This is a genomic window from Arthrobacter sp. Y3223166, from assembly GCF_059090935.1.
Window position 1 is genome coordinate 68,568 of sequence record NZ_JBNHGE010000003.1, and the last position, 13,629, is coordinate 82,196.

Below are 13,629 nucleotides of genomic sequence, written 5' to 3' on the forward strand. Positions count from 1 at the left end.
GCTGCCGGTGAGGAGCACGTCCACGGGAGTTGGTACTACCTTAGTGGCATGGCTCCCGGTCCCCTGCGGTACCGCAGCGGCTTGGTGGCGCTGCCGATGACGGCGGCCCTGCTGGCCGCATGTTCGGGCGCTCCCGGGAGCCTCTCCCCTGCTTCCCCGAGTGCCCGGAACGTGATCACTGCTGCCGTGGACCAGAGCCGGGCGGACTACACGGACCGGGTGGTCAGCCTCATGATCACCAACACCTCCGCGCAGCCCCTGCTCGTCACCTCCGCGGCGCTGCATTCCCCGCTTTACGACGACGCCGCCGACTGGAAGCCAACGCGCACCGGCGGGACCAAGGTGGCCCCCGGTGCGACGGTGAGCCTGCCGGCCGACCTGCCGGCCGCCCGGTGCTCCGCCGGTCCGTCCCCGACTGCGGCGGAGTATCGGATAACCGTGACCCTTGACGGCGAGGGCCCCGCGCCGGGCACGGTGGAGGTCCCTGCCAGGGATCCGCACGGTGTCCTCGCGCGCAACCACACCGGGGACTGCCTGGCCCAGGCGGCGGCTTCGGTGGCCGGGCTTCGGGTCAACCCCGGGCTTCAGGTGCTGGCCGGGAGCCGCGCTGCCGTCGTCGGAGTCGAGGTCCGGCCGTCCGGCGGGAAGGGCTCGCTGGTGATCGAATCCTTCGGGACCACCACCTTGCTCAGCGAAGACGCCGAACACCCGTGGCCCAAAAACATCCGGGTGGCCGGGACGGATCCGGCGTCGCGGCTGGCCCTGCATGTCGTGCCGACCCGCTGCGATCCCCATGCGCTGGCCGAAGACAAGCTGGGCACCAAGATTCCGGCAACGATCAGGACGGCGGGCGGAGCGGGCGTGCTGCGGCTGGACGGCGGACGGGATTTCACCCGCGAGGTATACCGGTTTATCGCCGACGCCTGCTCCTCCGCGGACCGGAGCGGCTAGCGGCGCAGGATCGACCGGAGCGGCTAGCGGGGCAGGATGGGACGGAGCGGCCAGCAGCGCAGCAAGGGCTGGCGCCCCTACACTGACAGCTGTGACTGACTACCCTGCGGAACGCCTGCGCGATCTCGTTCATTCGCTGGTCGCCTCCGGCGACCCTGCGCCCATCCTGCAGGTCGGCGAGCCCGTGCTGAGGCAGCCTGCCGCGACGTTCGACGGGCAATTGGACGACGCGGAACTGAACGCCCTGCTCGCACTCCTGCGCCGGACCATGCACGCGGCGCCCGGCGTCGGACTGGCGGCGCCGCAGATCGGCATCCCGCTGCGCATCGCGGTCCTCGAGGATGCCTTCCCAACGGCGCCCGAGGTGGCCGCCACCCGGGAACGGGCCCCGCTCCCCTACTTCGCCATCATCAATCCGTCCTACCGCGCCCGCGGCGACGAGACAGCCGCATTTTACGAGGGGTGCCTGTCCTTCGCGGGCTACCAGGCGGTGGTGGAACGCCCCCGCAGCGTCGACCTCGACTTCGAGCGGCCCGACGGCGTCCGCGTGCGCGAGACCTTCTCGGGTTGGCAGGCCCGAATCGTGCAGCACGAAACGGACCACCTCTCGGGCACGATCTACGTGGACAAGATGCAGCCCCGGTCTTTGAGCGGCAATGACGAGTACACCCGGCACTGGGCGCAGCCGACGATTGACCTGGCACGCGCCGGCCTGGCCTTCTAGGCCCCGCAACGGCCCAGCCGCCGTGCTACGCCCGGGCTGCGGGATCCGGTTCGGCGGCTGCCGCCCGTCCGCCGTCGTTGTTCTGCGCCGTGGGAAGGTGGGCCGCCCACCAGCGCAGGATTTCGTCGAAGCGCTGCTTCCGGTGCCACGGCGTACCGGTACGGGACAGCTCATGGTTCTCCCCGGGGAAGATCAGCAATTGCGTGGGCACGCCGCGCTGCTTGAGGCCCACGTAGTAGCGCTGGGCCTGTTCCAGCGGGCAGCGCAGGTCGTCTTCGGAGTGGATGACGAACACCGGCGTCCGGACGGAATCCAGCAGGGCGAACGGGTTCTGGCTGTGCACCTGCTCGGGATCCGTGCCGGTGTATTCGTCGGAGAAGAACCAGCCGATGTCCGAGGAGCCGGCGAATGACGGCGGGTCCAGGTAACCCCGCTCCACGATCGCGGCGGTGAACCGGTGGTCCCGGGACACCGTCCAGGCGGTCAGGTAGCCGCCGTAGGATCCGCCCATGATGCCCTGCCGCGTACCGTCCAGCTGCGGGTATTTGGCGACGGAACCCTCCAGGAACGCCAGGACATCGGCCATGGCGAGGGTTCCCAAGGCACCCTTGACGGCGCGCCCGTGCGCCTGCCCGTAGCCCGCGGAACCGCGCGGGTTGCACATGACGACGGCGTAGCCGGCCCGGGCATAGACCTGTGCCTCGTCGAAAACCTCCCAGCCGTACTGCGCGAACGGCCCGCCGTGGATGTTCAGCAGCACGGGATGCGGCCCCCGGCCCTCGGGCAGCAGCACCCAGCCGTGCACCGGGTATCCGTCGGCCGAAGCAAAAGTCTCTTCCCGCGGCGCAATGAGGCCCGAGTCCCGCAGCTCCGCGGAGAAGTCGGTCAGCCGGGTGAGCCCGCCGCCGGCCACGAGCCCCAGATCACCGGCGGTCGACGCGTCGGAGAAACTGACGACGGTGTGGCCCGCCGCCCGGTCGGCCGCCGCTGCGTTCAGCGGCCCGTCGACCAGGACCGCCATGCCGCCGGTTGCCGAGACCTCCACCAGCTGCACGGCGCCGCGCTGCCGGTTCAGGGCCAGCACCGCATCCGGGCCGGCCGCCACCAGCGTGCCTTCGCCCAGGTCCGTCCCCTCCGGATCGGTCAGGCGGCGCACCTCGTGGGGGGCGGAGACCGGAGCCGCGTACAGCGCGGCATTCTGCGCGACGAAGTCCCTCCCGCCGCCGATGAGGCTGCCGAGGTAGAACAGCCAACGGCCGTCGGCGCTGGGCTGCGGCGACGCGGCGGCCAGGAGCGGGCCGGAAAGGTTGGACATCAGCCACGGGCTGCCGCCGGCAGCGTCGGGCTCCAGCGCGTACACGTCCCGGCGCAGGTCCTCGTCGGCTCCCTCGTGGAGGGCGGCGGTGAAGTAGAGCGTGCGGCCGTCCGGGCTGAAAGCCGGGCAGTCATGGTCGGCGTCCGCGAACGTCAGCCGGCGCGCTTCGGGCACGGCGGTGAAAGCGGCTTCGCCGTCCCGGCCCGCCCGCCGGGCGGCGCGGCCCACCGGGGCGACCGGCGGTTCGGCCTGCAGATCCGGTGCGTCCACCGCGAACAGCTGGGCCCGCTTGTCGCCGGTGTAGCCGACCCCGTTCAGGCGGTACTTGTAGCCGGTGACCAGCCGGGCATCCTCGGCGCCGGGGCCAACGCCGTCCATCGTGCCGTAGCGCCCGTCCGCGGGGACCCGGGCCGCGAAGACCAGGCGGCGTGAGTCCGGGGACCAGACGAACGAGGAGACCCCCAGTTTCTCGTCCGTGACCGCGACCGGCTCCCCGCCCCGACTGTCCACCACCATCAGTTGCGCCCGTTCCCCCGGTCCGGCCGCGCGCAGGAACGCCAGGCAGAGCCCGTCGGGCGAGTAGGCGGGTGCGGTGTCCCTAAAGCCGCGCGTGAGGCGGCGGGGCGCACCGCCGCCGTCGTCCAGCGGGACTTCCCACAGTTGCCCCACGTAGCTGTCCGACGCGAAGTCGGGATGCGTGGCCGAAACCGCGGCCCGGCCGCCGTCCGGATGGAGCGTGGGGGCGGACACGGAATTTAATAAAGCAATGTCTTCAGATCGCACGACTGTGAGCCTAGTCTCACCAGCAGGCCGGAGCCAATCGGCGGATCGTGGTCCGGCTTTGCCTAGGATGGAGCATGCCCTCCGCCCCGCACTTCCAGGACCTGATCCCGCTGCTGCTCTGCCCGGTCTGCGGGGAAGGACTGCTGGCCGCCGGGCCCACCCCGGCCCAGGGGCTGCGCTGCGCGGAGGGCCACCAGTACGACGGCGCCCGGCAGGGTTACGTCAATATGCTCACCGGGCGCGGCACCCGGTTCACCCCGGACACGGCCGACATGGTGTCCGCCCGGGAGGCGTTCCTGGCCGCCGGCCACTACGCACCCCTGGCGGACCAGCTGTCCCGGACGGTCCGCGCCCTTCAGCCCGGCTCCCCCGCTCCCGTGGTGCTGGATGCCGGCGCCGGTACCGGCTACTACCTCGCGGCCGTCCTCATGGGGCTGGGCGACGGGCGGGCCGTGGCGCTGGACCTGTCCAAGTTCGCCCTCCGGCGCGCGGCCCGGATGCTGCCGGACGCCTTGTGCCTGGTCTGGGACCTCTGGAAGCCGCTGCCGCTGGCGGCCGGGACCGTGGACCTGATCCTCAACGTTTTTGCGCCCCGTAACCCGGCCGAATTCGCCCGTGTGCTGAAACCGAACGGGCACCTGGTGGTCGCCACCGCTGCGCCGGGGCATTTGGACGAGCTGCGTGACGTGGTCCCGCTGCTGGCCGTCGACACCGATAAGGCCGACCGGCTGGGGGCGGCCCTGGGCGGCGACTTCGAAGAACTGGCCGCCGATCCGCTGCAGGTGCCGCTTCAGTTGGGCGCCGAGGACATCGTGCGGCTGGTCATGATGGGGCCCAACGCCCACCACACCGACGCCGACGCGGTGCGTGCGGCCGTCGGGGATGCCGGACGGCCGCTGCAGGTTACCGCGCGTTTCACCGTGAGCACGTACCGGCGCCGCGGCCGCGACGGGGAGCCCGTCCGCCCCGCCGGTTAGCCGCCGCCGGTGTCCGAGCGCCCCCTAGCCGCGGCCGGGCCTGGCGGGGGATTTCTTCCGGACGCCCGGATTCAGGTCGACGAACATCCACTTCAGGAACAGCTGGATCAAGGGTCCGATGGCCAGGACGAACACCAGGGTGCCGAGGCCCACGACGCCGCCGAGCAGCCACCCGGCGAGGGTTGCCGCTGCTTCAATGCCGGTGCGGACTATCCAGACCTGCCAACCGGTCGCGGCGTGCAGGCCGGTCATCAAGCCGTCCCTGGGTCCGGGTCCGAGGCCTGCCCCGATATACAGCGCGCTGGCCGCCGCCAGCAGGACCAGTCCGGCCGTGAACGAGAGGACCTGCGCGGCCAGGTGATCCCAAACCGGGATGAGCAGCAGCCCGAAGTCGGCGAAAAACCCCACGAGGATGGCGTTCGCGACCGTTCCCGCGCCCGGCTTTTGCCGCAGCGGGATCCACAACAGCAGCACGGCCGCGCTGATCGCCACCGTGGCCCAGCCGAAACTGATGCCCGTGGCCTTGGCGACGCCCTGGCTGAGCACATCCCAGGGGGCCGAGCCAAGATTGGCCCTGATCATCAGCGCGATGGCGATCCCGTAGGCGAAGAGGCCGGCCAGCAGCCGCAGCGTCCGCAGGGACAGCCGATTGCTGGTCAGCAGGGTTCGCATGGCCGGTTCCGGGGTGCGCGGCAGGGCGCGGTGTTCAGCACTGGATCATCCTATCCGGCAACGCACCCAGGCCCGCGGGACGGCCTATCTGGTCACAACTTGGCCACGAAACGCCTCGTAGCGTCCGGAAGTGACGGATTTCACTCCGCCGCGCGTCGTCGTCGGGCATGATGGAGGTACTAAGGGCACCGGCAGCCCGCGGTTTCATGCATGCGTGCAAGAGGCAGGCTCGGGAGACGGCGGCTGCTCCAACATCAGGGGGTACTGATGATCGAATGGCTCGTCGCCAACAGCTGGGTCCTCTGGCTGGCCGTGTTCCTGATCCTGGCCATCGTCGAAATGATGACGCTGGACCTGTTCTTCATCATGATGTCCTCCGGGGCGCTCGTGGCCCTGTTCGCGGCACTGCTCGGCCTGCCCTTCTGGATGCAGGTGGTCATCTTCTGCGTGGTCGCGTTGCTGATGGTCCTTTTCGTCCGACCGGTAGCGCTGCGGCATCTGCGCAGCGGACCGCGGGACCTGGCTACCAACGTTGACCGGCTGATCGGCGAATCGGCGATGACCCTCGAATCCGTCACCGATCATTCCGGCGTCGTGAAGATCGGCGGCGATACGTGGTCGGCCCGGTCGGCGGACGGCTCGCCCATCCCGGCCGGCCAGCGCGTTTCGGTCGCCCGGATCGAGGGGGCGACCGCCGTCGTGACTCCGCAGCGCGCGGACGGGCCGCTGCCGGCCCAGTAAGACCCGGGCGGGCATCGTGCCGGCACCGTGACCCACTGAAACCACTCTTAGAGGGGAACTATGGATAGCAATATCGGAATCTGGATCGTGCTGCTGGTCCTGATCGTCTTCGTCGTAATCGTGCTCGTCCGCGCCGTGCGGATCATCCCGCAGGCACGGGCGGGCGTCGTGGAACGGCTGGGCAAGTACCAGCGCACGCTGAACCCCGGGTTGACCATCCTGATCCCCTTCGTGGACCGGCTGCTGCCGCTGCTGGATCTGCGCGAACAGGTCGTGTCCTTTCCCCCGCAGCCGGTCATCACCGAAGACAACCTGGTGGTCTCCATCGACACCGTCGTCTACTTCCAGGTGACCGATGCCCGCGCCGCGACCTATGAGATCGCCAACTACATCCAGGCAGTGGAGCAATTGACCACCACCACGCTCCGCAACGTGGTGGGCGGCCTGAACCTGGAAGAGGCGCTCACCTCACGCGACCAGATCAACGGCCAGCTCCGCGGCGTCCTGGACGAGGCGACCGGGCGCTGGGGCATCCGCGTCTCCCGCGTGGAACTCAAGGCGATTGACCCGCCCCACTCCATCCAGGACTCCATGGAAAAGCAGATGCGGGCCGAGCGCGACCGCCGGGCGGCCATCCTGACGGCTGAAGGCACCAAACAGTCCCAGATCCTGACGGCCGAAGGCCAGCGCCAGGCGGCCATCCTCGCCGCCGAAGGCGACGCCAAGGCAGCGATCCTGCGTGCCGACGGCGAGGCCCAGGCAATCCAGAAGGTGTTCGACGCCATCCACAAGGGCAACCCCACACAGAAGCTGCTGGCCTACCAGTACCTGCAGACGCTGCCCAAGATCGCCGAAGGCGAGTCGAACAAGCTCTGGATCATCCCCAGCGAGGTGGGCGAGGCGCTCAAGGGCATCGGCAGCCTGCTGGGAACGGCCACCCCGGACAGCGAGACAGCCCCGGCCGCCTCAACAATCGGCAGCGAGCTGCGCGGCTGACACAGCAGAAAACAGGCACGGGGCCGGGAGCCCGGAGCGTCAGCCGGTCGGATGCTCCGCGCCCCGGCTTCGGTTTACCCGGGACCGCCGCCCGGACTATAATGGGTGGTTTGCCGGGAAGTTGCCGCCTACAACCATCCTTGACGCAGGCGGGATTCGCGTTATCATCGCGGCCGGGAACAGACGGCCGCCCGCCGACGTTGAGAGTGTTAGCGAGCCATCGCGGACGCGGTCCAGCCGCCTGTCCGCCACAAGACAAGAGGGAGAGATCATGAGCGATCGTAGCCTGCGGGGTATGCGCCTCGGAGCGCAGAGCATGGAGACTGAATCCGGTGTTGAACCGGCTCCGCGCCAGCGCGTTGAGTACCGTTGCGAGGACGGCGAGCAGGTGTTCGTGACCTTTGCCGCAGAAGCCGAGATCCCCCCGGTATGGGTTTCCAAGTCGGGGAAAGAAGCACTCCTGGTCAACGGAGAAAAGCCCGTCGACCCGAATGCCAAGCCGGTGCGCACCCACTGGGACATGCTGCTGGAACGCCGCAGCGTTGAGGAGCTCGAACAGATCCTCGAGGACCGCCTGACCAAGCTGCGCGAACGCCGCGGGGAACGGCGCACGGCTTAAGGCCTGACAGCCCCGTCCTTAAAGAGAGGGAGCGCGCCCGCCGGGGCGCGCTCCCTCTCTTTGTGCCGTGGGGTTGTGTGCGGTCGCGGTCAGCCTTTGCGGGCGCGGAGTCTCCGCCACTTGTCCGCGATCCCCCACTTGGTGACCAGCAGGATGGACTCCAGCACGATGCCGCCGCTCATTTTCGAGTCGCCGTATTCGCGTTCGACGAAGGTGATCGGCACTTCACGGACCGCCAATCCTGCCTTCAGCGTCTGCCAGGTGAGGTCGATCTGGAAGCAGTAACCAACCGATTCCACGCTGTCGAGATCGATGGCGCGCAGGGTCCCGGCCTTGAAAGCGTTGAAGCCGCCGGTGATGTCCCGGATAGCCACGCCGAGCATGAGCCGGGAGTACAGGCTGCCGGCCAACGAGATGGCCTTGCGGTGGAGTGGCCAGTTGACGACCTTCCCGCCCGGAATCCACCGCGAGCCCTTGACCATGTCCGCGCCGCCATCGAGTGCGCCCAGTAACCTGGTCAGTTCCTCGGGCTGGTGTGAGCCGTCGGCGTCCATCTCCACCAGGACGTCGTACCCGGCGTCAAGCCCCCAGCGAAAGCCGGCGATGTAGGCGGCGCCCAGCCCCGCTTTCCCTTCGCGGTGGAGGACATGGATGGCGGAGTCATCGGCCGCCAGCCGATCGGCCAAGGTTCCGGTGCCATCCGGGGAATTGTCGTCGACCACCAGGATGTCCGAGCCGGGTACGGCGGTGCGAAGGCGGGCTACTGTCTTCGGGAGGGACTCGATCTCGTTATACGTCGGGATGATGGTGACGACCCGCACTCAGTGGCCTTTCGAACGTTGTGCTGCAAACCGCAGATTTCCTCGTGCCGGAGATACCCGGAGGCTTCCGCATCGACGGTCCAGTATAGGCCATGAGTTTGTACCGGAGGCCGGCGGGCACGCCCGGCCGCGCGGCCTGAAGGTGAAAGGAAGGGTAGGTCCACACGCCTTCGGGCCACGAAAGCAAACCTGTGGGGGAACGCAGACATGTTTTCTACTGACGTGCGGACCTACCCCGGAAGTGCCGGTTCGTCAAGGGACGTCGGGCGCAACCGCCCGCAGGCAGGTGCCGCCAGCAGCCTCTCTCCCCGGCACGGACCGGTATCCGCGAAGAAATACCGGCCCATTGAGAGTTCAGCCTACTGGTTGTGCGGGATGTGTCAATACCGCTCTGACCTGCGGTTTTGTCCATACCTGCACGTCAGAGCGGGGCTCCCGGCGGTCGAAAGTTCTCGAAATCAAACAAATCGTTCAGATTTTTCCGCGACCGCCGAAAACGGAACTACCTCAGGAGCCGTCATAAATGGTTACTCCATTCATCACCGTGCGGACACACACCGGCAACCTGCCACTGTCCAGGGAGGGCAGCATCGGCGTGCCCGCACGCGCATCGGTGCTCCAAGCGGACACCCGCGAGTCGGGAGTCTGGATGGAAAGTTCGTCCGCGTCCCAGACGGCGAACGTCGCGGGAGTACCCGGAGCCAGCTGGCCCTCCATGGGGTTCCGTTCGCCCGCGGCCCGCCAACCGGCCCTGGTGTGCGCCAGGAACGCCGCCCGGGCGGAGATCTGCTCGGACCGGTTATGGTGCTCCAGGCACGCCTTCACGGCGGCCCACGGGCTTTGTTCCGTGACCGGGGCGTCGGACCCGATCGCGACCGGAACGCCCGCAGTCTGCAACGTTCCCACCGCGTTCATGGCGAGTGCAGACTCGGCGCCCAGCCGCGTGGCATACATGCCTTCCGCCCCGCCCCAATAGGCGTCGAAGAGCGGCTGCATGCTGGCGGTCACCCCGTGCCGGAGCATCCGCTCCAGCGCCCCCTCGGGGACCATTTCCACATGTTCAAGGCGCGGGCGGGCCGACCGTACCGCCGCGTCCCCGACGCGTTCGGCGGCCAGGTCCAGGGCGTCAAGCACCCGCAGCAACCCGGCATCGCCAATCACGTGGAAACCCGCCTGGATGCCCTGCTCCGCTGTCAGTTCCACATGCCGCGCAGCAGCCTCGGTGTCGAGATAGAGCGTCCCGTGCTCCCCCGGGAGGTCGGCGTAGCCCGCACTGACGGCCGCCGAATGCGATCCGACGGACCCGTCCATGGTCAGGTCCCCGCCCAGCCCCCGCAGGCGGCCGGAGAAGTAGTGCACCGTTTCCTTGACCTGTTCGGCGGAGGTCATCAGCTCCCCCCAATACGGCAGGATCCTCGGCCCGGGCTCGGCATCGCCGAGTTCGAGCAGCGCCAGCAGGTCCTCGGCGGGACCCAGCTGCGGGGCAGCCATTTCCGTGACGGCGACGTACCCGCGGGACGCAGCGTGCCGCAGGGCCAGACGCTGGAGCTCTTCGCGCCGGCCGGATGCAGGGATCTGGACCGCGGCCCGGGCCCGTGCAAGGGCCGGCCCGCTGGCCGTCCCGGTCTCCGACCAGCCGGGCAACTCCGAGAGCGACAGGCGGGTCGCCAGCGCGGCCGAGACGGCCGCGGAATGGACATCCACCCGCGTCAGGAAGACATCCGCCCCGCCCGACGCGCGATCCAGTTCGGCGGCGGAGGGGGCGCGGTTCTCGGGCCAGCGGGTTTCGTCCCAACCGTGGCCCAGGACGGGGCCGCCGTCCTGCCGGGAAGCGGCGGCGACGGCGTCGAGCAGTTCCACCAGCGACGCGCAGCCGGTCAGGTCGAGCGAGGACAGGGCGAGCCCCGTCTGCGTCACGTGGGCGTGCGCGTCCACGAAACCGGGCGCCACCAGGCGTCCATCGAGGTCGACCACCCGCATGCTGCCGTCGGCAATGGACGTCGCGGCGTGCTCCGACCCGATCCAGGCCACGGTGCCGCCGTCGACGAGCATCGCCGTGGCGTACGGGTCGGCGGCGCTGTAGACGCTGCCGTTGCGGTACAGCGTAAGGCCCGTGGCAGCGGGCAGGACAGATTCGCTCATGGAAATCCTTTCAGAAGGTGGTGTGCGCGCGGTAGCCGGGCTATTCGGCCACGGCGGCGTAGGCGACGACGCCCCGGCGGACCAAGCCAATGGCTTGCCTGCCGCGGGCCGCGAGCTGAGGATCGAGGGCGGGCACTTTGATCAGCTGGTCCAGCAGGTCGATCACCTGCTTGGCCCACCGGACAAAGTCGCCGGCGGCCAGGTCCGTGCCCTTGAGCGCGGTCTGCAGGGACCGGCCGCTGGCCCACTTGTACATCGGCCAGGCGAGTCCGAGCTCCGGCTCGCCGGTGAGCGGCAGCCGGTGCTGTTCCTCAAGATCGGTCAGCTGCGACCATTCACGGACGGCGATCATGACCGACGCTTCCATGGCGGCCGAGGGCATCTTGGGCCGGATGCCGGCCTCTTCCCGCTTGGCCTGGTACACGAGGCAGGACACGAAGGCCGCCAGTTCCGCGGCGGTGAGCCCGGCGAAGGCGTCCTGCTCCAGGCACAGCGCCACCAGCAGGTCACGGTCGCCGTAGATGCGCCGCAGCCGTTCCCCGGCGGGGCTGATGGCGACACCGTCGCCGCCGGTCTCCAGGTAGCCATAGCTGTCCAGCACCTGGCAGACCCGGTCGAAGGTCTTGGCGATGGTGTTGGTGCGGCCCTGGATCTGCGTCACCAGCTGGTCGGTTTCCTTGCGGAGGTTCCACCAGCGCTCCGCCCAGCGGGCATGGTCTTCCCGGTCGCTGCAGCCGTGGCAGGGGTGGGCCTTGAGTTTGCGGCGCAGGTCGTTGATCTGCCGCTCGGCCTGGGTCCCGCCGGGAACGATGAAGTCACGGTGCTCGCTCCCCCGCCGCGGCGGGCGCTTGTCGTGCAGCGCATTGCGCAGCGAGGACGCCAGGTCGCGGCGTTCCTTGGGGCTGCGCGCGTTGAAGGTCTTGGGGATCCGGATGGTGGAGAGTACCTCCACCGGGCCCTGGAAGTCGTCGACGGAAATGCGGCGGATGTGCTTCTCCTGGGTCAGCACCGTGGGGCGGGGCTCGCGGGCGGCTTCGTCCCGGTCCAGCACCACGGCGTAGCCGAGGTTCCGGCCCGCCGAAATGTCGATGATGTCGCCGCGGCGCAGGCGGTCCAGGGACGATGCCGCCGCCGAGCGCAGGTGCCGGGACTGGGTGCGGGAGGCGCGTTTCTCGACCTCGTTCAGGTCCCGGCGCAGGCGGGCGTATTCGTTGAAGTCGCCCAGGTGGCAGCTCATGGCCTTCTCGTAGCCTGCCAGCGACTCTTCCCGGCTGCGCACCTGCTTGGCAAGGCCCACCACGGAGCGGTCGGCCTGGAACTGCGCGAACGAGGTTTCCAGGATCTCCCGGGCCGGGCCGCGGCCAAACTGCGCGATCAGGTTGATGCTCATGTTGTAGGTGGGCCGGAAACTGGAGTTCAGCGGATACGTCCGCCGCGACGCCAGGCCGGCTACGGCTCCCGGATCCGTGCCGGGCTGCCAGAGCACCACGGCATGGCCTTCGACGTCGATGCCCCGCCTGCCGGCGCGGCCGGTGAGTTGCGTGTACTCCCCTGCCGTGATGTCGACGTGCGCCTCGCCGTTGAACTTGTCCAGTTTCTCCAGCACCACCGTCCGCGCCGGCATGTTGACGCCCAGCGCCAGCGTCTCCGTGGCGAAAACGGCGCGGACCAGGTTGTCGGCGAAGAGCTTCTCGACCACTTCCTTGAACGTCGGCAGCATGCCGGCGTGGTGGGCTGAAAAGCCGCGGGACAGGCCTTCGCGCCAGGTCCAAAAGCCCAGCACGTCCAGGTCCTCTTCGGCTATGTCCTGCACGGCCTCGTCCACGCGGCGGACGATGACGGCGCGTTCCTTTTCCGTGGTGAGCAGCAACCCGGATTCCAGGCACTGCTTCACGGCGGCGTCGCAGCCGTTGCGGGAGAAAATGAACGTGATGGCCGGCAGCAGTCCCTCGCTGTCGAGCTTGGCGATGACCTGCGGCCGGCTGGCGCGCCGAATCCGGGTCAGCGCCTGCCGCGGGGGTTCGGGCGCGCGCCGCCCGCGCCGGCCGCCGGAACGGCCCCAGTTGGCGCTGCGGTTGAGCCGGTGCTCGGCCGACGCCAGTTTCAACAACTCGGGGTTCACCTCGTAGGCGCGGCCGCTGCCGGTGCCGGATTCCTGCGCGGTTTCGTCGAAGGCGACGTCGCCGGCGAAAAGATCGAACAGGTCCGAGCCGACCATGACGTGCTGCCACAGCGGCACCGGGCGGTGCTCGGACACCACCACGTCGGTGTCGCCGCGGACGGTGTCCAACCAGGCGCCGAATTCCTCCGCGTTGGAGACGGTCGCGGACAGTGAGACCAACTGCACGTCGTCGGGCAGATGGATGATGACCTCTTCCCACACGGCGCCGCGGAACCGGTCGGCCAGGTAGTGGACTTCGTCCATCACCACATAGGCCAGGTCCAGCAGGGTGTCGGAATTGGCGTACAGCATGTTCCGCAATACCTCGGTGGTCATCACCACCACGTCCGCGTGCGGATTGACCGAGGTGTCCCCGGTGAGCAGCCCCACCCGCTCCGCGCCGTAGGTCGCCACCAGTTCGTTGTACTTCTGGTTGCTCAGGGCCTTGATCGGCGTCGTATAGAACGCCTTGAGTCCCCGCTGCAGGGCCATGTAGACGGCGAACTCGCCGACGACGGTCTTGCCGGCGCCGGTGGGGGCCGCGACCAGGACGCCGCGGCCGCGCTCCAGGGCCTCGCACGCCTCGCGCTGGAAGGGGTCGAGTTCGAATCCGAGCGTCTGGCTGAACGAGTACAGCCGGGTCTTGGAGAAGGCCACCCGTTCGGCGGCCGCAAGGTAGCGTTCGGAGGGGGAACTCATAGCAAAAGCCTATCCGCTTAAATCCGCC

General features: G+C 69.0%; 11 protein-coding genes. 6 read left to right on the top strand and 5 right to left on the bottom strand.

The features are described from left to right. Positions 1–48: 48 nt before the first annotated feature. Positions 49–951 carry a putative periplasmic lipoprotein gene (locus tag AC5RUH_RS02955; protein WP_494074487.1) on the top strand — a complete coding sequence of 301 codons (903 nt, stop codon included), beginning with the start codon at positions 49–51 and terminating at the stop codon, positions 949–951. 91 nt (positions 952–1,042) lie between these two features. Continuing rightward, complete coding sequence (locus tag AC5RUH_RS02960) at positions 1,043–1,675, top strand: peptide deformylase (protein WP_494074488.1); 633 nt, start codon at positions 1,043–1,045, stop codon at positions 1,673–1,675. Positions 1,676–1,700: 25 nt separating this feature from the next. On the opposite strand, the gene AC5RUH_RS02965 is transcribed toward AC5RUH_RS02960, so the two are convergent. Then, positions 1,701–3,773: a S9 family peptidase gene (locus AC5RUH_RS02965; RefSeq protein ID WP_494074489.1), complete on the bottom strand. Its 2,073-nt coding sequence runs from the start codon at positions 3,771–3,773 to the stop codon at positions 1,701–1,703. Between the two features lie 74 nt (positions 3,774–3,847). Between AC5RUH_RS02965 and AC5RUH_RS02970 the strand changes: the two genes are divergently transcribed. Further along, positions 3,848–4,750, top strand: a complete 903-nt coding sequence (locus tag AC5RUH_RS02970) for a methyltransferase domain-containing protein (protein ID WP_494074490.1) — start codon at positions 3,848–3,850, stop codon at positions 4,748–4,750. Between the two features lie 24 nt (positions 4,751–4,774). Here the strand turns inward: AC5RUH_RS02970 and yczE are convergent, their stop codons facing one another. Next, positions 4,775–5,422: a membrane protein YczE gene (yczE, locus tag AC5RUH_RS02975; protein ID WP_493999731.1), complete on the bottom strand. Its 648-nt coding sequence runs from the start codon at positions 5,420–5,422 to the stop codon at positions 4,775–4,777. A gap of 267 nt (positions 5,423–5,689) precedes the next feature. Here yczE and AC5RUH_RS02980 point away from each other — a divergent pair, with 267 nt between their 5' ends. From AC5RUH_RS02980 to AC5RUH_RS02990, 3 genes are all read left to right on the top strand, one after another. Continuing rightward, a complete protein-coding gene (locus AC5RUH_RS02980; RefSeq protein ID WP_493999730.1) occupies positions 5,690–6,163 on the top strand; it encodes an NfeD family protein in 474 nt (157 codons plus the stop codon). A 60-nt stretch (positions 6,164–6,223) separates the two neighbouring features. Beyond that, positions 6,224–7,159: an SPFH domain-containing protein gene (locus AC5RUH_RS02985; protein WP_494013994.1), complete on the top strand. Its 936-nt coding sequence runs from the start codon at positions 6,224–6,226 to the stop codon at positions 7,157–7,159. A gap of 271 nt (positions 7,160–7,430) precedes the next feature. Continuing rightward, positions 7,431–7,778, top strand: coding sequence for an RNA polymerase-binding protein RbpA (locus AC5RUH_RS02990; protein ID WP_493978444.1), 348 nt, complete (start codon positions 7,431–7,433; stop codon positions 7,776–7,778). An 89-nt stretch (positions 7,779–7,867) separates the two neighbouring features. Here the strand turns inward: AC5RUH_RS02990 and AC5RUH_RS02995 are convergent, their stop codons facing one another. From AC5RUH_RS02995 to AC5RUH_RS03005, 3 genes are all read right to left on the bottom strand, one after another. After that, entirely contained in the window at positions 7,868–8,599 is a 732-nt protein-coding gene (locus AC5RUH_RS02995; RefSeq protein ID WP_493999728.1) for a polyprenol monophosphomannose synthase, read from the bottom strand. Between the two features lie 507 nt (positions 8,600–9,106). Next, entirely contained in the window at positions 9,107–10,741 is a 1,635-nt protein-coding gene (locus tag AC5RUH_RS03000; protein WP_494074491.1) for an amidohydrolase, read from the bottom strand. Between the two features lie 40 nt (positions 10,742–10,781). Then, on the bottom strand, positions 10,782–13,601 hold the full coding sequence (locus AC5RUH_RS03005) for a DEAD/DEAH box helicase (protein WP_494025916.1): 2,820 nt from the start codon (positions 13,599–13,601) through the stop codon (positions 10,782–10,784). Positions 13,602–13,629 lie beyond the last annotated feature (28 nt).